The organism is Ensifer sp. NM-2, from assembly GCF_003024455.1.
Taxonomy (GTDB): domain Bacteria; phylum Pseudomonadota; class Alphaproteobacteria; order Rhizobiales; family Rhizobiaceae; genus Ensifer; species Ensifer canadensis.
This window is the reverse complement of the sequence record NZ_PVZR01000020.1, coordinates 102,812-128,178: the sequence shown is the minus strand read 5'-3', so window position 1 is coordinate 128,178 and position 25,367 is coordinate 102,812. Positions and strand designations below refer to the sequence as shown.

Genomic DNA, 25,367 nt, shown 5'->3' with positions numbered 1-25,367 from the left:
ACAACCTGGAAAAGGCGATCGCCACCGTGCTCGACAAGGGCATCCGCACCGGCGACATCATGGCCGAAGGCGCACGCCAGGTCGGAACCGTCGAAATGGGCGAAGCCATCCTCTCCGAGTTCAAGGCGCTGTCTGCCTGATACGAGCATTTCCAGGAAAAGTGCGAAGCGGTTTTCCGCCAGGAAATGCGTAAAACAAAAAGCTTGAACGTTTCCGCGGCATCGTCTGAAGCGGAAACGTTCAAGCAAGAGGCGCGCCCGATCGGGCAGCGCCCCGCAAGTTGTCAGAACACCTCCGGAGCGATCCGGAGGTGTTTTGCATTCGACAGTCTTGAATTCGACGGCCGAACCGACACATGCAGGCAGATGCTGCGAGCAATGAGGGGCGGCGAGGGACCGCATTCTCGCATGCAGACCGTTTGGAAAGGCCGACATGAACCGACCGCTCGCATCAACCGGATGGATCCTGGTGACGACACTGATCCTCGTACTCGCCTTCATTCCGCTCGATCCGTTTCTGTCGACGCGGGCGCAGGAACTGCCCGAGGGCATCGTCGCCTTCAATCGCCTGATTACCGACTTCGGCACCTTCGGCTGGATGATTTATGTCTCGGGTCTGGTGCTTGCCGTCGCCTTCATCCTGCAGCGTGCCGTTGGCCAGGCGCCGTTTCAGCGCAAAGCCCGAACTGTCCGCAACCTTGCTGCCTATTTCTTGCTGACGATCGGCACTGCCAGTGTGCTCGTGCATGTGCTGAAGTTCCTGATCGGGCGGGCAAGGCCCGAGCTTCTGGTGGATCTCGGTGCCTACAGCCTGACGCCGTTTACCGGCGACACCCTGTTCGAAAGCTTTCCATCCGGTCATTCGACGGCGGCGGGTGCTTTTTTCGGCGCCTTTGCCATGCTTCTGCCGAAGCTGCGGCCGTTGTTTTTCGTGATGGCATTGGTCATCGGGGTCTCGCGCGTCATCGTCGGCGCCCACTATCCGAGCGACGTTGCTGCCGGGCTGCTGCTTGGCCTATGGACATCTATGATGGTGGCGTTTCTCTTCGCCAAACGCGGCTGGCTTTTCCGCGCCGACGAGGGCGGTTGGCCTATCCCAAAGCGAACAGGCTCCCGCCCATAAAAAAGCCGGCGCGGAAAGCCGCGCCGGAGTCGGGAGAGCCGTGATGCCTCTCGGGGAAGTCTTTAGTCCATCGCGTGGATGTCGCGATCCTTGGTTTCCGGCAGGAACAACATGCCGATGACCAGGGTGATGCCCGCAAAGACGATCGGGTACCAGAGACCGTAGTAGATATCGCCCTGAGCCGCGCTCATCGCGAAGGCCGTGGCCGGCAGCAAGCCACCGAACCAACCGTTGCCGATATGGTAGGGCAGGGACATGCCGGTGTAGCGGATGCGGGTCGGGAACAGTTCGACCAGCAGGGCGGCAATCGGGCCGTAGACCATCGTCACGTAGATGACGAGAACGGTCAGAACGGCGATGATCATCGTCCAGTTGACGTTGGCAGGATCCGCCACCATTGCGTAGCTGCCGCCCTTGGCGATCGTGTAGACAGCCATTTCGGTGGCGGCGCCGACTTCGTCCTTGGTCAGGAGCTTGTCGGCAATGAGCTTGTCGGCAGGAACCATGGTCTTTTCGCCGCCGCGAACGGCAGCGGCATCAAGCGCCAGTTCCGGATTGGCGGCGACGAAGCCGTCAAGCTTGGATTCCGGAACCTTTGCCGCACCACGAACCAGCGGGTAGCCGGCATCATGGAGAGCCATGTTGGTCTGCTTTTCGAAGCCGGCGTTGGCAGCCTTGGCACCATCGCCTGCAGCGATCGCGTCATAGCTGTTGATCGTCGTTTCGCCGACCTCCACAGTCGCGGCAGTCCCCGCCGCAGCGGTCGTTACCACGTCATAGGGAACCGAGTTCTTGGTCAGGAACGCGGTTGCGATGTCGCACGAGGTCGTGAACTTCGCGGTACCGGTCGGGTTGAACTGGAACTTGCAGTCGCCCGGTGCCGCGGTCACGGTCGCCCGTACCGTTGCCTGGGCCTGAGCGAGCGCCGGGTTACCGGCCCAGGTCAGCGCCTTGAACAGCGGGAAGTAGGTGAGCATGGCAAGCAGCAGGCCGGCCATGATGATCGGCTTGCGGCCGATCTTGTCGGAGAGCCAGCCGAAGAGCACGAAGAAGCCCGTACCGATCAGCAGTGAGGCGGCGACCATGATATTGGCCGACTGGCCGTCCACCTTGAGCACGCCCGTCAGGAAGAACAGCGCGTAGAACTGACCGGAGTACCAGACGACGGCCTGGCCGACGACGGCGCCGAACAGTGCCAGAAGCGCGATCTTGGCGTTCTTCCACTGGCCGAAGGCTTCCGACAACGGTGCCTTGGAACCCTTGCCCTCTTCCTTCATCTTCTTGAAGGCCGGCGACTCGTTCATCTTCAGGCGGATCCAGACGGAAACGCCGAGAAGCACGACCGAGACCAGGAACGGAACGCGCCAGCCCCAGGCTGCAAACGCTTCTTTGCCCACCAGGTACTGGACGAGCAGGATCACCACCAGCGACAAGAACAGACCGAGCGTTGCCGTGGTCTGGATCCACGAGGTGAAGTAACCGCGACGCCCGTGCGGCGCGTGTTCGGCCACGTAGGTTGCAGCGCCGCCATATTCACCGCCGAGCGCCAGGCCCTGAAGCATGCGCAGAGCGATGAGCAGGATCGGCGCAGCGATGCCGATCGAGGCAGCGCCAGGCAGGATGCCGACCAGGAAGGTCGACAGACCCATGATCAGGATCGTCACGAGGAAGGTGTATTTGCGGCCGACGAGGTCGCCGAGGCGACCGAAGACCAGAGCGCCGAACGGGCGAACCAAGAAGCCCGCGGCAAACGCCAGAAGCGCGAAGATGTTTCGCGTCGTTTCCGGGTAGGAGCTGAAGAAGGTCGCGCCGATGTAAACGGCGAGCGAACCGTAGAGATAGAAATCGTACCATTCGAATACGGTACCAAGCGACGAGGCGAAGATGACCTTCTTCTCCTCGCCGGTCATCGGACGTGCTTTTGTGTCGTCCGCTGTCGCGACATTTGCCATTTTGTTTATCCTCCACTCCAAAACAGCCCATTGGAGCGCCCATTGGCTGGCTCGGACAATTCCTCCCTTGAACGTCCGAACGTGGTGCGCCTGATCACAGGATGTCAGAAAAGGAGGGCCGCAGGCAGGGATGCTTTCGGCTTATGACTTTCGTCTAAGAAGCCAGAGACCTCAGGCGCGAAGGGCTGCCGCCGGCGATTGCCGGTAGGCGATCATGGCCGGCAGGACGGCGAGGATGGCGGCGAAGACGAGAATGGCAGAGACAAGAAATCCGTCGCCGGCAGCGAACATGACAGGCATGGCAACGCCGCTCTCACCGGAAAGATATCCGGCTATGAACTTTGCGGCACCGAAGCCAAGCGCGAAACCGGAAAGCACACCGGCGGCAATCAGCGCAAACAGTTCGCTCCAGACGATGACAAACACCGCCGTGCGCGGCGCGCCGAAGGCACGAAGCGCCCCGATCTGCCGTCGGCGCTGGCCGACATGCAGGATCGTGACGAGCAGGATCGCGGCTGCGACCAGAACCTGAGCGCCCGTCGTCACTCCCACGAGCACCCGCTTGGCGTCGCCAAGTGTCGCATAGAGGTTCGTCAGCACCTCGCCGGGAAAAACCGCCAGTGTCGAGTTGCTGCGATAGTCCTGCCGGAGCTTGTAGGCGTCGGCGATCGATTTCGGTTTGACGAGGATCGCGGGCAGGCCGGGCGTGGCCTTGCTCCAATTCTCGTCGAGCGCCGCGTCCGCATCGATATGAGGGTGATCCGCCTCGACACCGGACGCGGCCTCGTCATGCGCGTGATCGTCGGCATCATCGTGTTCCGCCGCTTCCATTCCATGCAGCGCCCAGACCGCCTGCATCGGAACCAAAATGGCACGGTCCCAGGCGGTGCCCGTGGGCTTGAGGCGCCCGACAATGCGATAGGCGAGTTCCGTGTGGGCGTGGCCGCCGAGTTCGGCAAGTCCATGGGTCGGCTTGACCGTATAACCGAGTGGCAAATCGACGGCGGCGCCGGCAACCGCTTCACCAAGGGCGGCAAAGGCGCGGCCTTCGGCAAGCTGTTCGAGTTCCGCAAGCAACCCGGTGGAGGTGCCGACAACGGCATAGCCGCCAAAGCTGTCACCGAAGCCGACCGGTGCTGCGGAGGCGACGCGCGGATCGGCAAGAAGGCGCGGCAGAACCGTGCCTTCCATCAGCGGCAGCGGCGAGGGTTGCAGGAAGATCGATGAAAGCACGAGCTGGGTCTCGCTGCCGGGGGCGCCGATCACGAGGTCGAACTTGTCGGCAGCACGCGCACTGCCGAGCCGAAGCGCCCGTTCCTGCAAGGTGACGGCGACGCCGAGCGCCGTCGCCAACGCAACCAGGAGGACGACGACGAGCGAACCGGCCCAGAGGCGGCGCAGATCCGCAAGGATGAAACCGATCATGCCGCGCGCTCCTCGATGAGGCCATCTTCGACGATGCGCCCGGCGGCAAGCCGGATGCGACGGTCCATACGCCGCGTCAGCGCCAGATCGTGCGTCGCAACGATCAGCGTGCAGCCGCTTTCGCGTGAAAGCTCGAGCAGCAGGTCGCCGACGGTCTCGCCGGCGTCGCTGTCGAGGCTGGCGGTCGGCTCGTCGGCAATGACCACACCCGGCTTGCGCAAAAGCGCGCGGGCGATCGCCACCCGCTGCATTTCACCGCGCGACATGGTTTCGATCATCTGGGTCGGCCGGGTGAGGCCGACACGCAGAAGCAGATGTTCAGCACGGGCGCCGACATCACGGCTCATCGCGCCGGAGAGCCTTGTCGGCAGCAGAACGTTGTCCAGAGCACTGAGGCCGGGGAAAAGATGAAAGTCCTGCAGGACCAGACCGATATTGGCGCCGCACCAACGGTCACGACGGCCCTCGGAGAGCGCGCAGATATCGACATCGCCCCAGAGGATGCGGCCCTGTCCGACCCGCTCGAGCCCGGTCAGGATGCTGATCAGCGTGCTTTTGCCGGATCCTGACGCACCTGTGAGCGCCACACGGCTGCCGGCGGCGACGTCAAGGCTGTCGATCGCAAGAGCGGGTGCGGCAAGTCCGGGAAAGCTGACATCGACGCCTGCGAGTTGAAGACCAAGCATGCCCTAGACCGCGTAAAATTGAGACGAGCGCAGACGCAGCAGGCTGACGAATCCGGTCTCCGGATCGGTCCAGGAGCCGACCTCCAGTGTCCCGCGAACCTCGATCGTCTGGCCGGGCGGCACGAAGGTCTGCTTCTCCCCGAGATAGACGACGACGATATTGTCCGGCCAATCGGAATCCGACGAACAAAACGGGCAAAGCGCCATCGGAACTTCCGTCAGCACGAAGAACGCTGCCTCTGCCTTGAGCGGCGGCGCCATGAAGCCGCGCATGCGGACTTCCTGACCGGCAAGGCTCTTCACCTTTGTCGAGAATTCGAGGCCGAGTACACTGACCTTGCCGTAGAGCTCATCGAAAGTGAGACTGGCGTCGGCCAGGGCCGCATGCCCGTCGAACGCGACAACCGCGCCGGCAATCAGGCCGAGCACAGCTCGACGGCTCAAGGATATGGGTGTCGGTAGGGTCATCGTCTTATCGCCAAGAGTACCCCGGCAGCGCATGGGCGTGATGTGGCCGGGAATGAACGTCAGCGTGAAGCCTCCTCCCCGTTTCAGGGAGGAGGCGGGTTTCAAACGATCAGTTGGTCTGCTTCACGCCGAGGGCAAGCGCATCGACGAGAACGCGGTAGACGTCGCTCTGCTCCATGTAGCCTCTGAAGCCCTCGCTGCCCGGACCTTCCGACTGCAGCACGACGTCGTCGACCGTGTGCTGGCCGGTGCTTTCGTCCTTCGGCAGGATGCCGACGCGCAGCACGGCGCCGGGCATGTCCTTGTAAGCTTCGTTGGCGACATACTCGTCCTTCTCGTTCTTCACCGCCGGCTCGAACGGCCCGTCCAGCTTGGGGCTGAAGGTTTCGTAGTAGTCGGGGAAGTTTGAGACGAACATCGCCAGACGACGGCTCGCGTCGATCTTGTCGGGGAAGCCGTCCTTGTTCTCGTCGGTATAGTTCGGGAAGCCCGCCGAAGCGCCTGTTTTGACCTTGTCGCGGCCTTCCTTGCCCTCGACGGTGTCGTCGATGATGCCGAGCAGTGAGACGCCATGGGTATGGTCGCCGGTCACGACAACCAGCGTATTCGGGTTGTTCTTCGCGAACGCGCGGGCAACGCCGACCGCCTGGTCGAACTCGATGGTCTCGACGACGGCGCGCTCCATGTCGAGCGGATGGCTCATCTTGTCGATCGAGGCGCCCTCGACCATCAGGAAGAAGCCGTTTTCGTTCTTCGACAGCCTGTCGAGCGCGGTCTTGATCATGTCGACAAGGCCTGGCTGGCCGGGGAACTTTTCGACCGTGCCCTTCTTCAGGAACTCGCGATCAAGCGTCACGTCCATGTTGCCGGTGTGGAACAGACCGAGAAGCTTGCCGTCGGCGGGCGCATTGGCAAGTTCGCTCTTGTCGGTCGCAAGCGCATAACCGGCTTCCTGGAAAAGCTTGATGTAGTCCTGGTTGTCCTTGCGCTTGGAGCCGGGCGTCTCCTTGCCGAGGAAATAGGCCGAGCCTCCGCCAAGGATGACCTCCGGCTTGACGTCGTAGATCATGCCGACGATCTCGGCCTTGTCGCTGCGGTTGCGGGTGTGGGCGACGACGGCGGCCGGCGTGGCGTCCTCGATTTCCGAGGTCGTGACGAGACCGATCGACTTCTGCGTCTGGCGGCGCAGCGCTTCGGCAATGGTCTCGACCCGTGGATCGTCGAGGCTGTCGGGCGTGCGGTCGCCATAGACGCCCACGGCGTTGATCACGGTCTTGTGGCCGGTCATGTAGGCCGACATGGTGTTGGCGCTGTCGGTGTCGATCGAATTGGTCGCCGACGTGCCGATGAAGGCCATGCGCTCGAGGTCGTCCATGTTGAGGCGGCCATTGGCCTTACCCTCGGTCATGCCCTTCGACATGATGCGGGCGGCGGTGCGGTGCGCAACCGAAAGGCCATCGCCAAGCAGGAAGATGACGTTCTTGACCTTCGGCTGCTCCGCCGTGGCATAGACGTGCCAGGTCACGGTCTTCGTCTCTCCGCCAGCCGTCACTTCGACCTTGTAGCTGCCCGGTGCGCCAATTATAGCGTTGCGCAGGAGCAGGGCCGAACCGAGCTCCTTGTCTTCCTTGCCCTTTTCCATCGCGACATAGGCGGCTTCGGCACCGAGCGCTGCCTTGTAGTCCTGGCCGTTGACGGTCACCTTGATGTCTTCCGCCTTGACGGCGCTCTTGAGCTCGACCTTGAAATCGAACGGGGAACCGGCAAGAATTGTCGCGCGATCAATGGGATAGACGTCTGCGGCCTGAGCGGCGTGGGCCAGAACCGTCGTGGCAAAGAGGGTGGCAAGAAGCATACGCATGGCAATCGTCCCTTTGAGGTGTCGGATTGCGCGGTCGTAACGCCCGGCGATGACAGCGACATGACATTGCGATCACGTTTGCAGGCGCCAAGCATCGCACGCTTGACTCGCCGATAGAAACAATTATTACGAGCCTCGGAAAGGAAGGCATTCCATGCTTCGCCGCGAACACAACTTCGCTGACAGCAGCGTCCTGGCAGAAATCGCCGGGCAGGATATGCGTTTTCCAGCTTCCTTCAAAACAACGGCCAAAACGACGACGAAAACCGTCTGACGTCTCTGGCCCTCCGCTCTCTCCCCGGTTTGGCCGGGGACAGGAACCCTCGCGGCGGATCGCGCGGTTTCCCCCTCCACCCGACGAGGAGAGACAAAAAAGAGAGCTTAGATCATGGGTTTCAAGATTGCAGTCGCAGGCGCCACCGGCAATGTCGGCCGGGAGATGCTGAACATCCTTTCGGAACGCGGCTTTCCCGCCGATGAAGTGGTCGCCCTTGCTTCCGCCCGTTCCCAGGGCACGGAAGTTTCCTTCGGCGACAAGACGCTCAAGGTCAAGAACCTCGAAAACTACGATTTCTCCGATACCGATATCTGCCTGATGTCGGCCGGCGGCGCGGTTTCGCTGAAGTATTCGCCGAAGATCGGCCAGCAGGGTTGCGTCGTCATCGACAATTCCTCGGCCTGGCGTTACGACTCCGAAGTGCCGCTGATCGTGCCGGAAGTGAACCCGGACGCGATCACGCTCTTCACCAAGAAGAACATCATCGCCAATCCGAATTGCTCGACCGCCCAGCTCGTCGTCGCGCTGAAGCCGCTGCACGACCACGCCAAGATCAAGCGCGTCGTCGTCTCGACCTACCAGTCGGTTTCCGGCGCCGGCAAGGACGGCATGGACGAACTCTTCAACCAGACCCGTGCGGTCTTCGTTGCCGACCCGATCGAATCGAAGAAGTTCACCAAGCGCATCGCCTTCAACGTCATTCCGCACATCGACGTCTTCATGGAAGACGGCTACACCAAGGAAGAGTGGAAGGTTCTGGCCGAGACCAAGAAGATGCTCGACCCGAAGATCAAGGTGACCTGCACGGCCGTGCGCGTCCCGGTCTTCATCGGCCATTCGGAATCGGTCAACATCGAGTTCGAAAACGAGATCACCGCTGACGAGGCGCGCGATATCCTGCGCGAAGCACCGGGTTGCCTTGTTGTCGACAAGCACGAGAACGGCGGCTACGTAACGCCTTACGAGTGCGCCGGCGAAGACGCGACCTACATCTCGCGCATCCGCGAAGACGCAACCGTCGAAAACGGCCTCAACATCTGGGTCGTTTCCGATAACCTGCGCAAGGGTGCGGCACTCAACGCGATCCAGATCGCCGAGCTGCTCATCAACCGCGGTCTGATCCGCGCCAAGAAGCAGGCCGCCTGAACAAACAGACGGTAAAGCACGAATAAGAACCCCGCCTGGCCCGTTATCGGCCTGCGGGGTTTCCTGTTTCACGGATCCGTGCGCAAAATTGATCGGATTCACGTGAAACCGTTAGGAAATTTCCGCCAATGAGGGGCGGGTGACAGAGCCGGCAAAGGCTGGCATCTTCCTAACGGCAACCAGATTTGGGCAATGACGGGGTATTTCATGCACACGGCAAAGTGCGTAGCGATTGGGCTTGCGGCCCTGATTTCAACGGCGATCCTTCCGGCGACCGCGTCGGCGGCACAGTGCGGCAACGACGGCAGCGGTTTCGCGGCCTGGATGACGCAGTTCAAGCAGGAAGCCTCCGGCAACGGCATCAGCCCTGCGGCGCTCGACAAGGCGCTCTCCGGCGTTTCCTACAACAAGGCGACGATCCGCGCCGACCGCGGCCAGAAAAGCTTCAAGCTCTCGCTCAGCCAGTTCATGCAGAAGCGTGGCGGTCAGACGATCATCTCGCGCGGCAAGAAGATGAAGGCCCAGAATGCGGCGCTCTTCAACAGCATCGAACGGCGCTACGGCGTACCGGCCGGCCCGCTGATCGCCATCTGGGGCATGGAAACCGGCTTTGGCGGCTTCATGGGCAAGGAGCATACGCTCTCAGCCGTTTCGACGCTCGCCTATGACTGCCGCCGGTCCGACTACTTCACCAACCAGCTCTATGCGGCGCTCCAGCTCGTCCAGCGCGGCGATCTCAGCCCGGCTGCACGCGGCGCTGCCCATGGCGAAATCGGACAGACCCAGTTCCTTCCGGCAAACGTTCTGAAATACGGCGTCGACGGTGACGGCAACGGCCATATCGACATGGTCCGCTCGAAGGCTGACGCGCTTGCTTCGACCGCGAACTTCCTGCGTGGACACGGCTGGCAGCCGGGCGCCGGATATCAGCCGGGACAGGCCAATTTCGGCGCGATCCAGGGCTGGAACGCCGCCAGCGTCTATCAGCAGGCGATCGCCATCATCGGCGCGGAAATTGACGGCGACTAGAGCATTTCCAGGAAAAGTGCGAAGCGGTTTTCCGTCAGGAAATGCGTAGAAACAAGGAGATAGAGCGTTTCTGCGACTCCGCTTAAACCGCAGACGCTCTAACGCATGTTGCGCAAAGGTGCGCAGCGGTTTTGCGATAACGACAGCGCAAAAACAAAAGATCAAAGCTTATGAAATAAAAGAAGCCCGGTTCGAAAGGACCGGGCTTTTTCTCTGGCTTCTATCACATACCTGGACGGGCAAAGTCGCCGCTCTTCGGATCCATCACCCAGAGCTCGCCGGTCGAAATGTCGAACCAGGCGCCGTGAAGCTGGAGCTTGCCCTTCGATTCGAGAATCTGGACGCAGGGGAAGGTGCGAAGATTGGCGATCGAGTTGCGGATGGAAACCCGCTCCAGAGCGCGCTGCCGCTCGGCCTGGGTCATCACGTCATTGCTCTGGATCTGTTCGGCGGACGGTTTCAAGAGGTGCATCCAGCGACCGATGAAGTCACCCGGCGACAGGGGCTCGGCGTCCAGGTCAAGCGCCGCCTTGATGCCGCCGCAGCGTCCGTGGCCCATGACGACGATGTCGCTGACACGCAGAGACTGGACGGCAAATTCCAGAGCTGCCGACGTCGAGTGGTAGTGTCCGTCCGGCTCGTAGGGCGGCATGAGATTGGCGACGTTGCGCACGACGAAGAGCTCGCCCGGGCCGCTGTCGAAGATCGTCTCGGGCGCTGCCCGGGAGTCACAACAGGCAATGACCATGGTCTTGGGCTTCTGCCCGCTATCCGCCAATGTCTTGTAACGCTGCTGCTGTTCGCTGAAGCGACCACTCATGAAGTTATGATAGCCGTTCAGAAGGTGGTCTGGAAAACGCTGCATATCCATCGGTTACCCCGCTGCTGTCGAGAGTTCAATCCACCAAGCCATCCGACGGCGTGCCGTGAACAGCTTCTTCTATTTCCGCCGCATCTGGCTCGGATGCAGCAAGCGCCGCATCTGCACCATCGCCATCGGCGTCGAGAGACTGGACGCATCCTGTTCGAGCGTCAGTTCATCGGCGCCGCGCTTGACCGTGCGCGCGATAATTTCGAACACGCTGGCTGTCGCCATCTGAAGCGCGCGCTCCTCGGAGAGGCCTTCCAGCAGCCGCGCCAGGAACACCGCCGCCAGCAGATCGCCCGTGCCGTTCGGCGGGTTCTCGATCAGCCGGTGTTCGGCGAGCAGCGCATGGTTGCCGGAGAGATAGAGATTTCCCGTCCCGCCCTTCATCATCGGAATCGCCGACGTGACCAGCATGCGCGAGGGACCAAGCCCCAGCGCCGCGTCAAGGATTGCCGCATTGGTCTCGAGCGTCGCGCCGGCAAGCCAGGCCAGTTCGAACCGGTTGGGCGTGGCGAGACTTGCAAGCGGCAACAGCCGGTCGCGGATGGTAATCGCCGTCGCTTCGGGCACGTAGAGCCCTTCGGCATCACCGATCACCGGGTCGCAGGCATAGACGAGATCAGGATTGCGGGCGCGCAAGGCGGTCACCAGCCGGGCAACGCCCTCTGCCTGGCTCGCCGAGCCGAGATAGCCTGACAGGACTGCCCGGACCTCGCCGGCCCAGGGCGCCTGAGCCAGATCGTCGATCACCGACTGGAATTCCGCGTCCGGTATCGTGATGCGCGTCGAATGGCCATGGCCGGGATGCCAGGGCAGAATGACGGTCGGCAGAGCCCAGACGGGATGGCCAAGCGTCTCCAAGGCAAAGACAACCGCCCGATTGCCGACGGTGCCGCGAACCACGTGACTAGAAATGACGATGACGGCACCAGGCAAGGAGGGCATTTCGGGCATCGGCCAGTCCAATCCTTCGATTTGAACTCTGATCACCGACTGTCACCGCCATGTCAACAGGCTATGGCAGACAGGTTCCGCACGAGCCGCTGGCGTTTTCGTGCTTTTTCATCGAAATTCGAGCAATTTTCGCCAATCTGCCTTCGATTTAAATGGATTTGAGCTGTTTTCACGTGAGATTCTCCGATTCTCGGCTCGTTTTTGCCGAAATCGTCATAAAAAGCGGTCGCCATTAGCCAAGGTTCTGATAGGGTCTAGCCTATCATGAATGGGAGAAACTTCATGGGCGTGAAATACAATCCGAAGCGGGACAGACACATCGACGCAGCGAAGGCGGCCGCCATCAAACTGGGCACCGACGCGCTGGCGCCCGAGATCCTCTTCGGCGGGGCCAGCAACGACGACCTCGATCTTTATTCGGCGGACATGCTGGCACTGACGGCGGCCCATGCGAGAAGCGAACTCGCACGCTGGGACGGCGGCAAACCTCAAGTGTCGGTTGAAACCGTGGCCGGCGTTGCGCCTGGCGGCACCGAGGTTTCGATCATTGCCGTCACCGAACACAACATGCCGTTCCTCTTTGATTCGGTCATGGGCGAGGTGACGACCACGCACCGCGATATCCATCTCGCGATCCATCCCATTCTGGTCCAGGAACCGGGCAAGCCCGCCAAGCCGTTCGATCCGGACGAGCCGAGCGATCCGGCACACCGGATCAGCCACATCCAGATCCACCTGAGCAAGTTGACGCCGGTCGAGGCGCAATCGCTCAGCAACCGTATCCGCGATGTGCTCGAACAGGTTCATCAGGCCGTGCACGACTGGCCGGCGATGACGACGCTGCTCGATCACGCGATGAAGGAACTCGAGGACTACAACGCCTCGCGCAAGAAGAGCGACCGCGACGAAGCGCTGGCCTTCCTTCGCTGGCTCAGGGACAACAACTTCACCTTCCTCGGCATGCGCGAATACACCTATTCGGGCAAGGGCGGGAAGGCGACGGTCGAGCGCGGCAAGGGCAGGGGCCTCGGCATCCTTTCCAATCCCGATGTGCGCGTGCTGCGCCAGGGCAAGGACGCAGTTCTGACCACGCCGGAGATTCTGGCCTTCCTCGAAAGCCCGGATTTCCTGATCGTCACCAAGGCCAATGTGAAGTCGGTCGTGCACCGCCGCGCCTATATGGACTACATCGGCGTCAAGCGTTTCGATGCCGACGGCAATGTCGCCGGCGAGCTGCGCATCGTCGGCCTGTTCACCTCCTCGGCCTATACCCGTCAGGCCGCGGAAATCCCGCTGCTGCGCCACAAGATCGAGAAGATCGTCGATCATTTCGGCTACGATCCGCAGAGCCATTCCGGCAAGATGCTGGACAACACGCTCGAATCCTACCCGCGCGACGATCTCTTCCAGATCGACGTCGGCCTGCTCGCCGCCTTCTGCGAACAGATCAACGAGCTCGGCGACCGTCCGCGCATCCGCGTTCTGCCACGCATCGACCATTTCGACCGCTTCGTTTCGGTCATCGTCTTCGTACCGCGCGAGCAATATGATTCCGACGTTCGCGAGAAGATCGGGGACTATCTGAAGACGGCTTATGACGGTCGTGTTTCGGCCTACTACCCGGCCTTCCCCGAGGGCGGTCTGGCGCGCGTGCACTTCATCATCGGCCGGACCAGCGGCAAGACGCCGCGCATCCCCCAGGCCAAGCTCGAGGAGGCCGTGCGAGGCATCGTCACGCGCTGGATCGATCGCTTCGACCTGCTTGCCCGCAAGGATGGCATCGAGCTCAGCGTTGGCGAAGCCTACCAGGCGGCCTTTGCACCGGCCGAAGCCTATGCCGATCTCGCCGATATCGCCGCCTGCAAGGCGGAAGATCCGATCCGGATCTCGTTCTACCACTACAACCGCCCGGTCAATCGTCCTGATACGGCCGAGCTGAAGATCTTCCACGCCGGCGAACCCGTATCGCTTTCGCGCCGCGTGCCGCTGCTCGAAAATCTCGGCTTCCGGGTCATCAGCGAGCAGACCTACGACCTCAACGTCGGCAAGCATGGCGAGGACCAGCATCGCGTCGTGCTGCACGACATGGAGTTGATCCATCGCGACGGCCATGCGCTCAATCTCGACAAGTCGGGTGCGGCGCTCGAGGAAGCCTTCCTCGCCGCCTGGAACGGCACGATCGAGGATGATAACTTCAACAGGCTGATCCTGCTCGCCGGCTTGAACGCCCGCGAAGTGACGGTGCTGCGTGCCTATGCCCGCTACCTCCGCCAGGCCGGCATCACCTATTCGCAGGGCTATATCGCCGACACGCTGAACAAATATCCGGCGATTGCCGCCGATATCTTCAAGCTGTTCGTCACCCGCATGGACCCGGCGATCGAGGAGAAGCCGCGTGCCAAGAAGTGCAACGCCCTGATCGCATCGATCGAGACCGCACTGTCGGCGGTACCGAGCCTCGACGAGGACCGGATCCTGCGCCGCTACGTCAACGCCATCGAGGCGACGCTCCGCACCAATTACTTCCAGAAGGATGCCGACGGAAAGCCGCGTGCGGTCCTTGCCGTCAAGCTCGATCCCAAGCAGCTCGAAGGCTTGCCCGAGCCGCGTCCGTTCCGCGAAATCTTCGTCTACGGCACCGAAGTCGAAGGCGTGCATCTGCGTTTCGGCAAGGTCGCCCGTGGCGGTCTTCGCTGGTCCGACCGCGCACAGGACTACCGCACCGAAGTACTGGGCCTGGTGAAGGCACAGCAGGTCAAGAACGCCGTCATCGTGCCCGTTGGCGCCAAGGGTGGCTTCTACCCGAAGCAGCTGCCGGTTGGCGGCAACCGCGACGAGGTGTTCAAGGCCGGAACCGAAGCCTACAAGACCTTCATCCGCACGATGCTGTCGGTCACCGACAACATTGTCGGCCAGGATGTCGTGCCGCCGGCCGACACGCTGCGCCGCGACGGTGACGATCCCTACTTCGTCGTTGCCGCCGACAAGGGCACGGCGACCTTCTCGGACACGGCCAACGGCCTGGCCCAGGAAGCAGGCTTCTGGCTCGATGACGCGTTCGCCTCAGGCGGATCGGCCGGCTACGACCACAAGAAGATGGGCATCACCGCCCGTGGCGCCTGGGAGACCGCCAAGCGGCACTTCCGCGAGATGGACATCGACATCCAGACCACTCCCTTCACCGTCGCCGGCGTCGGCGACATGTCGGGCGACGTCTTCGGCAACGGCATGCTGCTTTCGGAAAAGATCCGTCTGCTCGCGGCCTTCGACCATCGCGACATCTTCATCGATCCGAATCCGGATACGGATGTTTCCTTCGCCGAACGCAAGCGCATGTTCGCCCTGCCACGTTCGAGCTGGCAGGACTATGATCGCAAGACGCTCTCCGAAGGCGGGATGATCATTTCCCGCGCCGAAAAGTCGGTGACGCTGACACCGGAAGCCATGGCGGCGATCTGCATCGACAAGCAGAAGGCCACGCCGTTCGAGATCATGAACGCGATCCTGAAGAGCCAGGTCGATCTTCTCTGGTTCGGCGGCATCGGCACCTATGTGCGCGGCAGCAACGAGACGGATGCCGAGGTTGGCGACCGCGCCAACGACGCGATCCGTGTGGTCGCCGAAGAGGTCCGCGCCCGTGTCATCGGCGAGGGCGCAAACCTCGGCGTGACCCAGAAGGGCCGTATCGGCTTCGGCCTCAATGGCGGTCGCTGCAACTCCGACGCCATCGACAACTCGGCGGGCGTCAACTCGTCCGACGTCGAGGTCAACATCAAGATCGCGCTGGCCTCGGCGATGCGCGACGGTCGCCTGACCCGGCCGAAGCGCAACACGCTGCTGGCGTCGATGACCGAGGAAGTCGGCCATCTCGTACTGCGCAACAACTACGAGCAGTCGCTGGCAATCTCGCTCACCGAACTGCAGGGTACCGGAAACCGCACGACGCTCGGCCGCCTGATGACGCGACTCGAAGCCGACGGCCACCTCAACCGCAAGGTTGAGACGCTGCCGACCGACCAGGTCATGACCGAGCGCTATCAGGCCGGCAAGCCGCTGACACGCGCGGAGATCGGCGTCCTCCTGTCCTACTCGAAGCTGGTGCTGTTCGACGAGCTGATCGCCAGCGAGCTTCCCGACGACCCGTATTTCACGGCGACCCTGGAACGCTACTTCCCCGGCAAGATGCGCAAGACTTATGCCGGCGACATCCACGGCCACCGGCTGCGCCGCGAGATCATCGCGACGGTGCTGGCCAACGAAACCATCAATCGCGGCGGCCCCGCTTTCGTCTCGACCTTGACGGATGCCACCGGCTTCCTCTCGGCAGACGTCGTCAAGGCGGCTGTTTTGGCACTCGATGGCTTCGACCTGCCGCGGATCTATGACGAGATCGATGCCCTGGACAATCGCATCAGCGGCGCCCTCCAGAATGCGCTCTACCAGGAAGTCGGGCGCATCTTCACGCTCGTGACGGAGCGGGCCCTGCGCACCCATGCGGCAACGGGTTCGGTTTCGGAAGCCGTGACGCGCCTGCGCGACGGGCTGCAGAAGCTGCGCAGCACCATGCGCACCGCGATTTCAGGCGAAACCGCCGACGAAGCTCGGGTAAAGACCGCAGCCTTCGTCGAGGGCGGCGTGCCGGAGAAACTGGCGGATGAGATCCTGGAACTGGCGCTGATGACCCTCGTGCCCGAAATCATGCAGATATCAGCTGAAACCGGCGAGACGCTGAGCCGCACGGCACAGGGTTATTTTGCCGTCACCGAAACGCTGCGGATCAACCGCCTGCTGGCGGCAGCCGACCGCGTACCGGCAACCGAGCAGTTCGAGGCAATGGCGCTGTCGCGCGCGATCTCGGACATTGCCGGCGCCAGACGCGACATCACCGCAGCGGCGCTGCGCGAGCAGAAGAGCGAGCGCAATCCCGTCCAGGCCTGGCAGGAAAACGACCGCGAACGCGTTTCACGCGCGGGCGGCCAGCTGACGCTCCTGACTGAGAAGGGCGAGACCACGCTTGCCAAGATCACGGTTGCCGCGGGTCTGCTCAACGACCTTGCACGCGGCAGGGTGAAATGACACAGTCCGCCCCGGACTACAGCGCCGGGCGTCTTATTAGACGCGCAAAGGTCGCTGTAGCAGTTTGAATTGCTGCATGGTTTAATCCTTAAATCGAATAGGATTTAAGGAAACATGCAGTAGCGCAAGATCGGGCCGGGGATGCTCCGTCAACCCGGTCTCGATGAGCGAGATATGACGATCTTTCTGCGCCGCGCGTTCATTAGAACGCACGGCGCAGTCATTTCCGGGAGGGGTAATTGGCGATTTCGGCGGACAGGGCTGCAGACAAGCCGGGAACGACCCGTCTCGGCATTGCCGGATGGATGCTGTTCGACTGGGCGGCCCAACCGTTCTTCACGGTGATCACCACCTTCATCTTCGGCCCCTACTTCGTTTCCCGGCTGACTGAGGATCATGCTATCGGCCAGGCGATGTGGGGCTATACGCTCACCATTTCCGGCATCATCATCGCCATTCTCTCCCCGGTTCTCGGCTCGATCGCCGACGCCACCGGACCGCGCAAGCCGTGGATCGGCTTTTTCGCCATCATCAAGATCGTATCGCTGGCGATGCTCTGGTTTGCCGCCCCCGGCTCACCGATCATCTACGCCGTCATCTTCATGGTGCTGGCCACCGTCGCTGCCGAATTCTCGATCGTGTTCAATGATTCGATGATGACGCGACTTGTGGACGAGAAGGACATCGGCCGCATTTCCAACATCGCCTGGGGCCTCGGCTATCTCGGCGGGATGATCGTGCTCATCGCTGTCGTGGCGCTTCTTGCCGGAAATCCGGAAACCGGCAAGACCGCTCTCGGCATCGATCCGCTGTTTGGGCTCGATCCGGCAAAGGGCGAGGACGCGCGCATCACCGGGCCGATATCGGCGCTCTGGTACCTCGTGTTCATCATTCCGATGTTCCTGTTCACGCCGGATGCGACCAAGGCGACCATGTCGCTTGCAGGGGCGACCCGAACGGGACTGCGCGAACTGAAAGGCACACTCGGCGAACTCAGGCAAAGGCGCGGCGTCCTGCGCTTCCTCATCGCCCGCATGATCTTTCAGGATGGGGTCAATGGCCTGCTGGCACTGGGCGGCACCTTCGCCGCCGCCATGTTCGCCTGGCAAACCATGGAACTCGGCATCTATGGCATCATCCTCAACGTCGTTGCCATCGGTGGCTGCCTCTATGCAAGCAAGCTCGATGCCCGGCTCGGTTCAAAGACCATCGTGATCGCCAGCCTGGTCTGCCTGATCATTGCCACGCTTGGCATCGTCTCGACAGGACCGGGCTTCACCTTCTTCGGTCTGCTTCCCCTGCCGACGGACGATTCGGGCGGCATCTTCGGCACTGCAGCCGAGAAGGCCTATATCGTCTACGGCCTGCTCGTCGGTATCGCCTTCGGGCCGGTTCAGGCGTCGTCGCGCTCCTATCTGGCGCGCAGCGTCAGCCTGGACGAAGCAGGGCGCTACTTTGGTCTCTATGCACTTTCCGGCCGTGCGACGTCGTTTCTTGCGCCCGCGTCGGTCGCCACGATCACGCTCATGACCGGCTCCGCCCGCATCGGCATGATGGCGCTCGTCGTCTTCCTCGTCCTCGGTTTTCTGATCCTGCTGCGCACGCCTTATCCGGCGAATGCCGGACATACGAAAGCCGCCGCGTCCTGGGGACGCGACGGCTCTGAGGAATAAAACTCGGACTTTACTACAGCGCCGCGCGTCTCATTAGACGCGCAAAGGTCGCTGTAGCACTTTGAATTGCTGCATGTTTTTATCCTTAAATCGAATAGGATTTATGGAAACATGCAGTAGCAACTGAAAATGCAACCGATCCGGTTTAGTGGCGGAAGTGGCGCATACCGGTGAAGACCATCGCAACGCCATGCTCGTCGGCCGCGGCAATCACTTCCTCGTCGCGCATCGAACCACCGGGCTGGATCACCGCCGTGGCACCGGCAGCGATCGCCGACAGCAAGCCATCGGCAAACGGCAGGAAAGCCTCGGAGGCGACGGCCGAGCCGCGCGTCAACGGCGTTGCGAGGCCGAGCGCCTTGGCGGCTTCTTCGGCCTTGATCGCGGCGATGCGGGCCGAATCGACCCGGCTCATCTGCCCGGCGCCGATGCCTGCGGTCTGGCCATCCTTGGCATAGACGACGGCGTTCGACTTGACGTGTTTTGCCACCTTGAAGGCAAACTTCATGTCTTCCAGTTCCTGCGCCGTCGGTGCACGCTTGGTCACCACCTTCAGCTCCAGGTCTTCGACCATGCCGTTGTCGCGGGTCTGGACGAGAAGGCCGCCGGATACGGTCTTGGCGGAAAGGCCGGGGATGCGCGGATCCGGCAGGGCGCCCGTGGTCAAGAGCCGCAGGTTCGGCTTGCGGGCGATGACGGCCTTGGCCTCATCGCTGACCTCAGGCGCGATGATCACTTCGGTAAAGAGCTTGACGATCGCTTCGGCCGTTTCCGCATCGAGCATCTGGTTGAGCGCGATGATGCCGCCAAAAGCTGAGGTGGAATCGCAGGCAAGCGCGCGTCGATAAGCTTCGACCAGCGTCGGGGCCGTGGCCACGCCGCAAGGATTGGCATGCTTGATGATCGCCACGGCCGGGGCTTTTTCCGGCAGGAACTCGGCGACGAGTTCGAAGGCGGCATCGGTGTCGTTGATGTTGTTGTAGGAAAGCTGCTTGCCCTGCAGCAGCTTAGCTGTGGCAACGCCCGGACGGTTCTCGCCGGTGACGTAGAAGCCCGCCTTCTGGTGCGGATTCTCACCGTAGCGCATCTCCTCCTTCAAGACGCCGCCGAGAACGCGGTGGCGCGGCATCGGCGTGTCGAGCGCCTCGGCAAACCAGTTGGAAATGGCTGCGTCATAGGCGGCCGTGCGGGCATAGGCCTTGGCCGCCATCTTCTGGCGGAAGGCATAGGTCGTCGCGCCTGCTGCAAGTTCTTCGAGCAGGACCGGATAGTCGGCCGGATCGGTGACAATTGTGACATAGGCGTGGTTCTTGGCGGATGCGCGGATCATCGCCGGGCCGCCGATATCGATGTTCTCGACCGTCGTCGGATAATCGCCGCCCTGCGCGCGAACCTCCTCGAAGGGATAGAGATTGATCACCGCCAGATCGATCGCGGTGATGCCATGTGCCGACATCGCCGCCTGATGCTCGGCATCGTCGCGGATTGCCAGCAGGCCGCCATGCACGCCCGGGTGAAGGGTTTTGACCCGGCCATCCATAACCTCGGGAAAGCCGGTGAGTTCGGCGACGTCGCTGACTGGCAACCCCGCCTGCGACAGTGCCTTGTGGGTGCCGCCGGTCGAAACCAGACGTACGCCTTTTTCATGCAGCGCACGGGCAAGCTCGACGACACCGGTCTTGTCGGACACGGAAAGAAGAGCGGTCCGGACTGGAACCTCGTTCGGGGCGGGAATTTTCTTGGAGGCGACAGCCATCAACCATGCTCCTTTGGCGGCGCCGGACGCCCGGGAGGATGCTCCGGCGATTGGGATGGCTGCCCGTTAGCATAGCTTGCCGGCCGAAGAAACCTCGGCAGGCCAACATCCTAAAATAAGGGGCGCAGTTGGCCTCAGTTCGTGCGCGAGAAGGTCCATTGGATCTCCGGCTGCCTGGCAACGGCGAAGGTCACCGTCAGCTGCGACGAGGCGCGAATGCCCGAGGGATCGGCAAAGAAGATGTCTTCCTCGACCGCCAGCTCGCCGTCCTGGCAGGCAAACAGCCAGATTTCACCATCGGGCGCGGTCAGATAGATCTCGCGGCCGTTGTTCTGGCGAATAGTGACGGCCGGGTGGATATGGAAGCGGGCGACTGCCACGGCCAGGTTCGTTTCATCAGGATCGCTGCCGTCGGCGCGCGAAAGCCGGTCACGCCCACGGATCATCCGGCCGCCGTTCAGCACGCCGATGTCGCGCTCGTGCAGGAGCCCAAAGGACGAGAGATAACCGTCATGGTTTGCCATGACGGATTCCTGGCGGCCCGGTTCGTCCTTGCGCTCGACGACGACGCGCGAGACGCCGCTGGTGATGATCGGGCCCAGAAACCGTGACTGCGAGAAGCGTGAGGAGGACGTGTCGTTGACGGTCACGGTGGAGTGGGCGGCGGTCATCCGTGCCATCTGGCGGAATCGTTCGCCGGCAAATTTCGGCGCGCCCGAATTGATCACGAAACGCGTCTTGCCCGAGGACATTTCGAACGAGAGGCAGCCGGCATGGGCGCTACGCGACAGGTCGACTGAAAGCGGCCGGCCGGTATCGACGATGACCACGGTGTTTTCGATCGACAGGCGCTCGTAATGCGCGAGAGGCAGCGAGCGGAATGGCTCGCCGGCGGTTTCATCATAGCGCAGCACCGAGGCAAGCTCATGCGCCAGCACCGAGGTCGCGCCGTTGAAAAGCGCCAGTTCGCCGCCCTGGTGGCGGAAGAAGCGCAGTGCCGGATACATACGATCGATGCAAGGGATCAGGCGCGACGGCACGTCATGCCCCAGATTGACATAGGTCTGGCGCAGCGGCAGCAGGTCGAGCAGCAACTCAAGCCCGGCCCGCGGGCTGCGCGAAAAGTGGCTGCCGTCGGCGAGAATCTGCCGATCAAGCTCGAAATCGAGATGGCGCGACGCCTTGCGGATCGCCGACGGCGTCGACGGCATCGAAACCGATGCCATGGCAAGCGCCATCCGCACACGCAGGCGAGCCTCGCCATCCCTGACCGTTTCGGCAATGTGACGGAGATAACGAACCTGGAAGGCCAGGCTTTTCAGGAAGCGGCGATAAAAGCCGTGCTCGGCATTGCGCAGGACCACCGGCGAATGCGAGAGCCATGCGATGATGCGCTGGGCGATGACGTCGGCATCCCAGGCAATGCCTCCGAAATTGCGGCCGTGGGTGGCAATCCAGTCGTCAACGATCTGCCGCAGGCGCACGAAGCCGGCATCCTCGCGGATCGCCCGCAGATGCCTGAGCCAGCCGAACGAATGCAGGCGGGTGGCAAATTCCAGCGACGGCAGGTCGATCTCGAAGGGCGATTCGCCCTCGGTGTCGAGCACCCGCCCAGCCAGCGGAAAGCGACCCTCGAGGATCTCCTCGGCAACGAAGGGATCGACGGCTCTGAGGTCCGTCGGCGCAACGATCAGGCGGCCGGGCGTCGATCCGGTAAAGCGCAGCGACGAGACGCGGCCGACCGAAAGTCGCCGCGACACGCGGCGCCAACCTTCGCGCGCATACAGATAAGAAAGCCTTCGCCTGCCGGAAAACACCATCAACGCCCGTCGATTTCCTTAATCCTGAAGCAAGCCGTTCGAGACGAACGAACGGCTGCATCGGCTTCGCGCCAGTATCACTCGCGCAGGGTTGCCCGAAAATCCCTATTCGATCTCCGGTACGCACGATGCGCCGTTTCAAAATGTCAGAGCGTTCTTCTCTGTCCGAAAGGACGCGCGGCGCTCCGCGTGAACTCTGGATGGTGCCGGAAAGATCATTAAACTTTTATCAATTTTATCGTCTTTGATAGGCTCATGGCCTTAAAGCGTCAAATGACGCGCCAAAACAGCCCGTGGCCGAGCCTTTCCGAAGAACGAATCGACTTTTCCAGACTTATTTGCGGCGAATCACGGCGGCGTAGAATCCGTCGAGTCCACCGGCAAAGGGTGGATCGAGCGGGAACATCGATGGCGTGGTGCGCACTTCGCCGAGCGGGGTGATCGCATCTTCAAGGCCCTGCCAATTCTCAGCCAGAACCGGCACCCGCTCATAATCATCGCCGGCTGCGACCACCCGGTCGACCACTTCCTCGCCTTCGCGTGGGTCAAGCGAGCAATTGGAGAACACGACGATGCCGCCCGGCTTGACCACCGTCAGCGCGTGGCGCAGCAGGCGCTCCTGAAGCAGCGCAAGCTTCTCGATGTCCTCCGGACCCTTGGTCCAAAGCACATCCGGGTGACGGCGGGTCGTTCCGGTCGACGAACAGGGGGCATCGAGCAAGGCGGCATCGAAAAGTTCGTCCGGCCGAAAGTCGGCCATGTTGGTCTCTTTCATCTGCGCTTCCAGGCCCAATCGCTCGAGATTGCCCTTCAGACGCCTCAGCCGGCTCGACGACTGATCAAGCGCCGTCACCTCGGCACCGGCGAGGATAAGCTGCGCCGTCTTACCACCGGGTGCCGCGCAGAGATCGACGACGGTCTTCCCGGCAATCGACCCGAAAAGACGGGCAGGGATGGATGCGGCCGCATCCTGAACCCACCACTCGCCATCGGAGAATCCGGCTAAGGAGGGGATAGAGCCCGAGAATTCTGCAAGGCGGACTGAGCCTGTCGGCAGCACCGTACCGCCGAGCCGCTCGGCCCAGGCATCCGGATCCGACTTGACAGTCAGATCGATCGCCGCTGGGGTCAGTTGCGCTTCGGCGATGAGATCGGCCTGTTCGCGTCCATAACGCTCGACCAGCCTGTCGAAGAACCAGTCCGGCATCGCAGGAACGGTTCGCAGATTTTCCAGGATCGTGTCCTTCTCGCGCGACAGGCGGCGAAGGATGGCATTGACCAGATTGGCAAACCGGCGGTTTCGCGGATCGGCCTGCGCCTGCTCGACGGCAAGATCGACGGCGGAATGATCAGGAACGTCGAGATAGAGGATCTGCGCGGCAGCCACTGCGAGCACATGGTCGAGAGCGCGCGCGCCTTCCGGAAGCGGCGTCTGCAGCATCGAGCCGATTGCCGCCTGGATGCGCGGCAGATGACGCAATGCCGAATTGAGAATGGCGCGCACCAGCGCCCGGTCGGCCTCGCTCAGTTCGCGGTAGGCCGGATTTCCGTGCTCATGATCGAGCATGCCATCGAGCGAGGTCTTGCGATCGACGACCGCCCCGAGAATCTTGGCCGCTGCCTGTCGCGTGCGCAGTCCGGGCTTCTCCGGACCGCGCTGCTCTTGCGCAGGCCTCTTCGACTTTGCCGGCTCCTTGCGCGAGCGGTTTTGTTTCGGACGTGAATCGTTGTTGTTTTCGGCAGACATCAGGACCAGGGACCTTTCGGCGGTTCGGAACCACCGCGACCCCAACCGGTAGAGGGAACAGAGCGCGATTTGCGCACCGGATTATCAGCCCGAACCGGCGGCGTCGACCCCATGGACATCTCCTGCGCCATCTGTTGCAGGGCCGCAATCCGGTTTTCAGTGTTCGGATGGGTCGAAAACAGGTTGTCCATGCGCTCGCCTGAGAGCGGATTGATGATGAACATATGCGCGGTTGCCGGGTTGCGCTCGGCATCGTCATTGTGAATCCGATGGGCAGCACCAGCGATCTTCTGCAGCGCCGAGGCGAGAGCCAGGGGCTTGCCACAGATTTCGGCGCCACGGCGATCGGCGGAATATTCCCGGGTACGGCTGATCGCCATCTGCACCAGCATGGCCGCCATCGGCGCGACGATCATTGCAATCAGCACCCCGACAAAACCGAGCGGGTTGTTGTTGTTTTCGCGATTGCCGCCAAACAGGAAGGCGAAGTTGCCCAGCATCGAAATGGCGCCGGCAAGCGTGGCTGTCAGCGTCATTGTCAGGGTATCGCGGTTCTGGACGTGCGCCAGTTCATGCGCCATGACGCCGGCGACCTCGTCGTAGGAGAGCGCGTTGAGCAGTCCGGTCGAGGCGGCAACGGCGGCGTTCTGCGGGTTGCGTCCGGTTGCAAAGGCGTTCGGCTGCGGGTTGTCGATGACATAGACCCGCGGCATCGGCAGGCCGGCATTCTCAGCGAGATCGCGCACGATGCCGTAATATTCCGGGGCGCTGCGTTCATCGACCTCCTGCGCACGGTACATGCGCAGCACCATGCGGTCGGAATACCAGTACGAGAAGAAATTCATACCGGCGGCGATGACGAACGCAATCATCATGCCGCCACGTCCACCAATGGCGAAGCCAACCGCCATGAACAGGGCGGTCATCACTGCAAGCAGCATGGCGGTGCGAACGAGGTTCATGAAGAGGCTCCGGGTCGTCGACGTTTCACGTGAATCAGGGTTTCCGTTCGGACAACGGCGCCTTATATGATGGGTGCAAATGCCCCGTTCTTCAATACAGATGCACGAATCCGGATACTGGCGAGATGCAGAACGACAACGACAATGCCCCCGACCGCCCGAAAAAGCCGCTGCCTGCCGCGGCCATGCGCGCGCTGAAGGAAGCGGAGGAGCGTCGGCAGGCTGAAGCGGAGAAGGTTATGCCGACAGAAATCGGCGGCCGCGGCGGCGCCGACCCGGCACGCTTCGGCGACTGGGAAATCAAGGGTAGGGCGATCGATTTCTGAGAATGCTCTCAGACGGGTTTGAAGCGAAGGAACATTTCCTTCTTTGGGATCGTCCGAAAACAACCGTGGGTCATATCGATCTCCTGCTGCCGCCCGGGAACTCCGCTTACCGTCAATCGGAATCCGGCTCACAAACGCCCGTCGATGACCCAGTCGTCTATTCAGTCCACCGCCTCGGTACGAAACATCATACAAAAAAGGGCGGCTCGAAGCCGCCCT

The 25,367-nt window shown here is 62.1% G+C and carries 17 protein-coding genes and 1 pseudogene; 7 read left to right on the top strand and 11 right to left on the bottom strand.

The genetic code is table 11. The annotated features are described in order from the left end of the window. A pseudogene (locus C6558_RS29970) lies at positions 1 to 140 on the top strand (isocitrate/isopropylmalate family dehydrogenase); the annotation flags it as partial. Positions 141 to 432: 292 nt separating this feature from the next. Continuing rightward, complete coding sequence (locus tag C6558_RS29965) at positions 433 to 1,122, top strand: phosphatase PAP2 family protein (protein WP_025425270.1); 690 nt, start codon at positions 433 to 435, stop codon at positions 1,120 to 1,122. A gap of 62 nt (positions 1,123 to 1,184) precedes the next feature. On the opposite strand, the gene C6558_RS29960 is transcribed toward C6558_RS29965, so the two are convergent. The 5 genes from C6558_RS29960 to C6558_RS29940 form a co-directional block, all read right to left on the bottom strand. Continuing rightward, entirely contained in the window at positions 1,185 to 3,074 is a 1,890-nt protein-coding gene (locus tag C6558_RS29960; protein WP_025425271.1) for an MFS transporter, read from the bottom strand. A gap of 171 nt (positions 3,075 to 3,245) precedes the next feature. Then, on the bottom strand, positions 3,246 to 4,499 hold the full coding sequence (locus tag C6558_RS29955) for an ABC transporter permease (protein ID WP_025425272.1): 1,254 nt from the start codon (positions 4,497 to 4,499) through the stop codon (positions 3,246 to 3,248). After that, positions 4,496 to 5,185: an ABC transporter ATP-binding protein gene (locus C6558_RS29950; protein WP_025425273.1), complete on the bottom strand. Its 690-nt coding sequence runs from the start codon at positions 5,183 to 5,185 to the stop codon at positions 4,496 to 4,498. The genes C6558_RS29955 and C6558_RS29950 overlap by 4 nt, the downstream gene beginning before the upstream one ends. Before the next feature lie 3 nt (positions 5,186 to 5,188). Continuing rightward, a complete protein-coding gene (locus C6558_RS29945) occupies positions 5,189 to 5,653 on the bottom strand; it encodes a hypothetical protein (RefSeq protein WP_025425274.1) in 465 nt (154 codons plus the stop codon). 109 nt (positions 5,654 to 5,762) lie between these two features. Further along, positions 5,763 to 7,514: an alkaline phosphatase gene (locus C6558_RS29940; protein ID WP_057217157.1), complete on the bottom strand. Its 1,752-nt coding sequence runs from the start codon at positions 7,512 to 7,514 to the stop codon at positions 5,763 to 5,765. Between the two features lie 388 nt (positions 7,515 to 7,902). On the opposite strand from C6558_RS29940, the gene C6558_RS29935 reads away from it, so the two are divergent. Then, a complete protein-coding gene (locus tag C6558_RS29935; protein ID WP_025425276.1) occupies positions 7,903 to 8,937 on the top strand; it encodes an aspartate-semialdehyde dehydrogenase in 1,035 nt (344 codons plus the stop codon). A gap of 207 nt (positions 8,938 to 9,144) precedes the next feature. Beyond that, a complete protein-coding gene (locus C6558_RS29930) occupies positions 9,145 to 9,966 on the top strand; it encodes a lytic transglycosylase domain-containing protein (protein WP_025425277.1) in 822 nt (273 codons plus the stop codon). A gap of 223 nt (positions 9,967 to 10,189) precedes the next feature. Here the strand turns inward: C6558_RS29930 and C6558_RS29925 are convergent, their stop codons facing one another. Together C6558_RS29925 and pdxY are read right to left on the bottom strand one after the other, a co-directional pair. Continuing rightward, positions 10,190 to 10,837: a carbonic anhydrase gene (locus C6558_RS29925; RefSeq protein WP_025425278.1), complete on the bottom strand. Its 648-nt coding sequence runs from the start codon at positions 10,835 to 10,837 to the stop codon at positions 10,190 to 10,192. A gap of 69 nt (positions 10,838 to 10,906) precedes the next feature. After that, a complete protein-coding gene (gene pdxY, locus C6558_RS29920) occupies positions 10,907 to 11,788 on the bottom strand; it encodes a pyridoxal kinase PdxY (protein ID WP_025425279.1) in 882 nt (293 codons plus the stop codon). A 282-nt stretch (positions 11,789 to 12,070) separates the two neighbouring features. Here pdxY and C6558_RS29915 point away from each other — a divergent pair, with 282 nt between their 5' ends. Together C6558_RS29915 and C6558_RS29910 are read left to right on the top strand one after the other, a co-directional pair. Continuing rightward, complete coding sequence (locus C6558_RS29915; protein WP_025425280.1) at positions 12,071 to 16,864, top strand: NAD-glutamate dehydrogenase; 4,794 nt, start codon at positions 12,071 to 12,073, stop codon at positions 16,862 to 16,864. A 239-nt stretch (positions 16,865 to 17,103) separates the two neighbouring features. Next, positions 17,104 to 18,537: an MFS transporter gene (locus C6558_RS29910; protein ID WP_057217162.1), complete on the top strand. Its 1,434-nt coding sequence runs from the start codon at positions 17,104 to 17,106 to the stop codon at positions 18,535 to 18,537. Between the two features lie 145 nt (positions 18,538 to 18,682). On the opposite strand, the gene purH is transcribed toward C6558_RS29910, so the two are convergent. The 4 genes from purH to htpX form a co-directional block, all read right to left on the bottom strand. Continuing rightward, complete coding sequence (purH, locus tag C6558_RS29905) at positions 18,683 to 20,293, bottom strand: bifunctional phosphoribosylaminoimidazolecarboxamide formyltransferase/IMP cyclohydrolase (protein ID WP_025425282.1); 1,611 nt, start codon at positions 20,291 to 20,293, stop codon at positions 18,683 to 18,685. Between the two features lie 134 nt (positions 20,294 to 20,427). After that, positions 20,428 to 22,113, bottom strand: coding sequence for a heparinase II/III family protein (locus tag C6558_RS29900; protein WP_025425283.1), 1,686 nt, complete (start codon positions 22,111 to 22,113; stop codon positions 20,428 to 20,430). Between the two features lie 334 nt (positions 22,114 to 22,447). Continuing rightward, positions 22,448 to 23,860 (bottom strand): RsmB/NOP family class I SAM-dependent RNA methyltransferase, encoded by a 1,413-nt coding sequence (locus C6558_RS29895; RefSeq protein ID WP_025425284.1) that lies wholly within the window; start codon positions 23,858 to 23,860, stop codon positions 22,448 to 22,450. Then, positions 23,860 to 24,822 carry a zinc metalloprotease HtpX gene (gene htpX / locus C6558_RS29890; RefSeq protein WP_025425285.1) on the bottom strand — a complete coding sequence of 321 codons (963 nt, stop codon included), beginning with the start codon at positions 24,820 to 24,822 and terminating at the stop codon, positions 23,860 to 23,862. Before htpX ends, C6558_RS29895 begins: the two co-directional genes overlap by 1 nt. Positions 24,823 to 24,947: 125 nt before the next feature. Here htpX and C6558_RS29885 point away from each other — a divergent pair, with 125 nt between their 5' ends. Then, a complete protein-coding gene (locus C6558_RS29885; protein WP_038575773.1) occupies positions 24,948 to 25,148 on the top strand; it encodes a DUF1674 domain-containing protein in 201 nt (66 codons plus the stop codon). Positions 25,149 to 25,367 lie beyond the last annotated feature (219 nt).

Bases quoted from the DNA above. Each gene is read 5' to 3' on its own strand.
- C6558_RS29885 (WP_038575773.1), top strand. From the start codon at position 24,948: ATGCAGAACGACAACGACAATGCCCCCGACCGCCCGAAAAAGCCGCTG.
- C6558_RS29915 (WP_025425280.1), top strand. From the start codon at position 12,071: ATGGGCGTGAAATACAATCCGAAGCGGGACAGACACATCGACGCAGCG.
- purH (WP_025425282.1), bottom strand. From the start codon at position 20,293: ATGGCTGTCGCCTCCAAGAAAATTCCCGCCCCGAACGAGGTTCCAGTC.
- pdxY (WP_025425279.1), bottom strand. From the start codon at position 11,788: ATGCCCGAAATGCCCTCCTTGCCTGGTGCCGTCATCGTCATTTCTAGT.
- C6558_RS29895 (WP_025425284.1), bottom strand. From the start codon at position 23,860: ATGTCTGCCGAAAACAACAACGATTCACGTCCGAAACAAAACCGCTCG.
- C6558_RS29925 (WP_025425278.1), bottom strand. From the start codon at position 10,837: ATGGATATGCAGCGTTTTCCAGACCACCTTCTGAACGGCTATCATAAC.
- C6558_RS29935 (WP_025425276.1), top strand. From the start codon at position 7,903: ATGGGTTTCAAGATTGCAGTCGCAGGCGCCACCGGCAATGTCGGCCGG.
- C6558_RS29950 (WP_025425273.1), bottom strand. From the start codon at position 5,185: ATGCTTGGTCTTCAACTCGCAGGCGTCGATGTCAGCTTTCCCGGACTT.
- htpX (WP_025425285.1), bottom strand. From the start codon at position 24,822: ATGAACCTCGTTCGCACCGCCATGCTGCTTGCAGTGATGACCGCCCTG.
- C6558_RS29955 (WP_025425272.1), bottom strand. From the start codon at position 4,499: ATGATCGGTTTCATCCTTGCGGATCTGCGCCGCCTCTGGGCCGGTTCG.
- C6558_RS29930 (WP_025425277.1), top strand. From the start codon at position 9,145: ATGCACACGGCAAAGTGCGTAGCGATTGGGCTTGCGGCCCTGATTTCA.
- C6558_RS29940 (WP_057217157.1), bottom strand. From the start codon at position 7,514: ATGCGTATGCTTCTTGCCACCCTCTTTGCCACGACGGTTCTGGCCCAC.
- C6558_RS29960 (WP_025425271.1), bottom strand. From the start codon at position 3,074: ATGGCAAATGTCGCGACAGCGGACGACACAAAAGCACGTCCGATGACC.
- C6558_RS29965 (WP_025425270.1), top strand. From the start codon at position 433: ATGAACCGACCGCTCGCATCAACCGGATGGATCCTGGTGACGACACTG.
- C6558_RS29945 (WP_025425274.1), bottom strand. From the start codon at position 5,653: ATGACCCTACCGACACCCATATCCTTGAGCCGTCGAGCTGTGCTCGGC.
- C6558_RS29900 (WP_025425283.1), bottom strand. From the start codon at position 22,113: ATGGTGTTTTCCGGCAGGCGAAGGCTTTCTTATCTGTATGCGCGCGAA.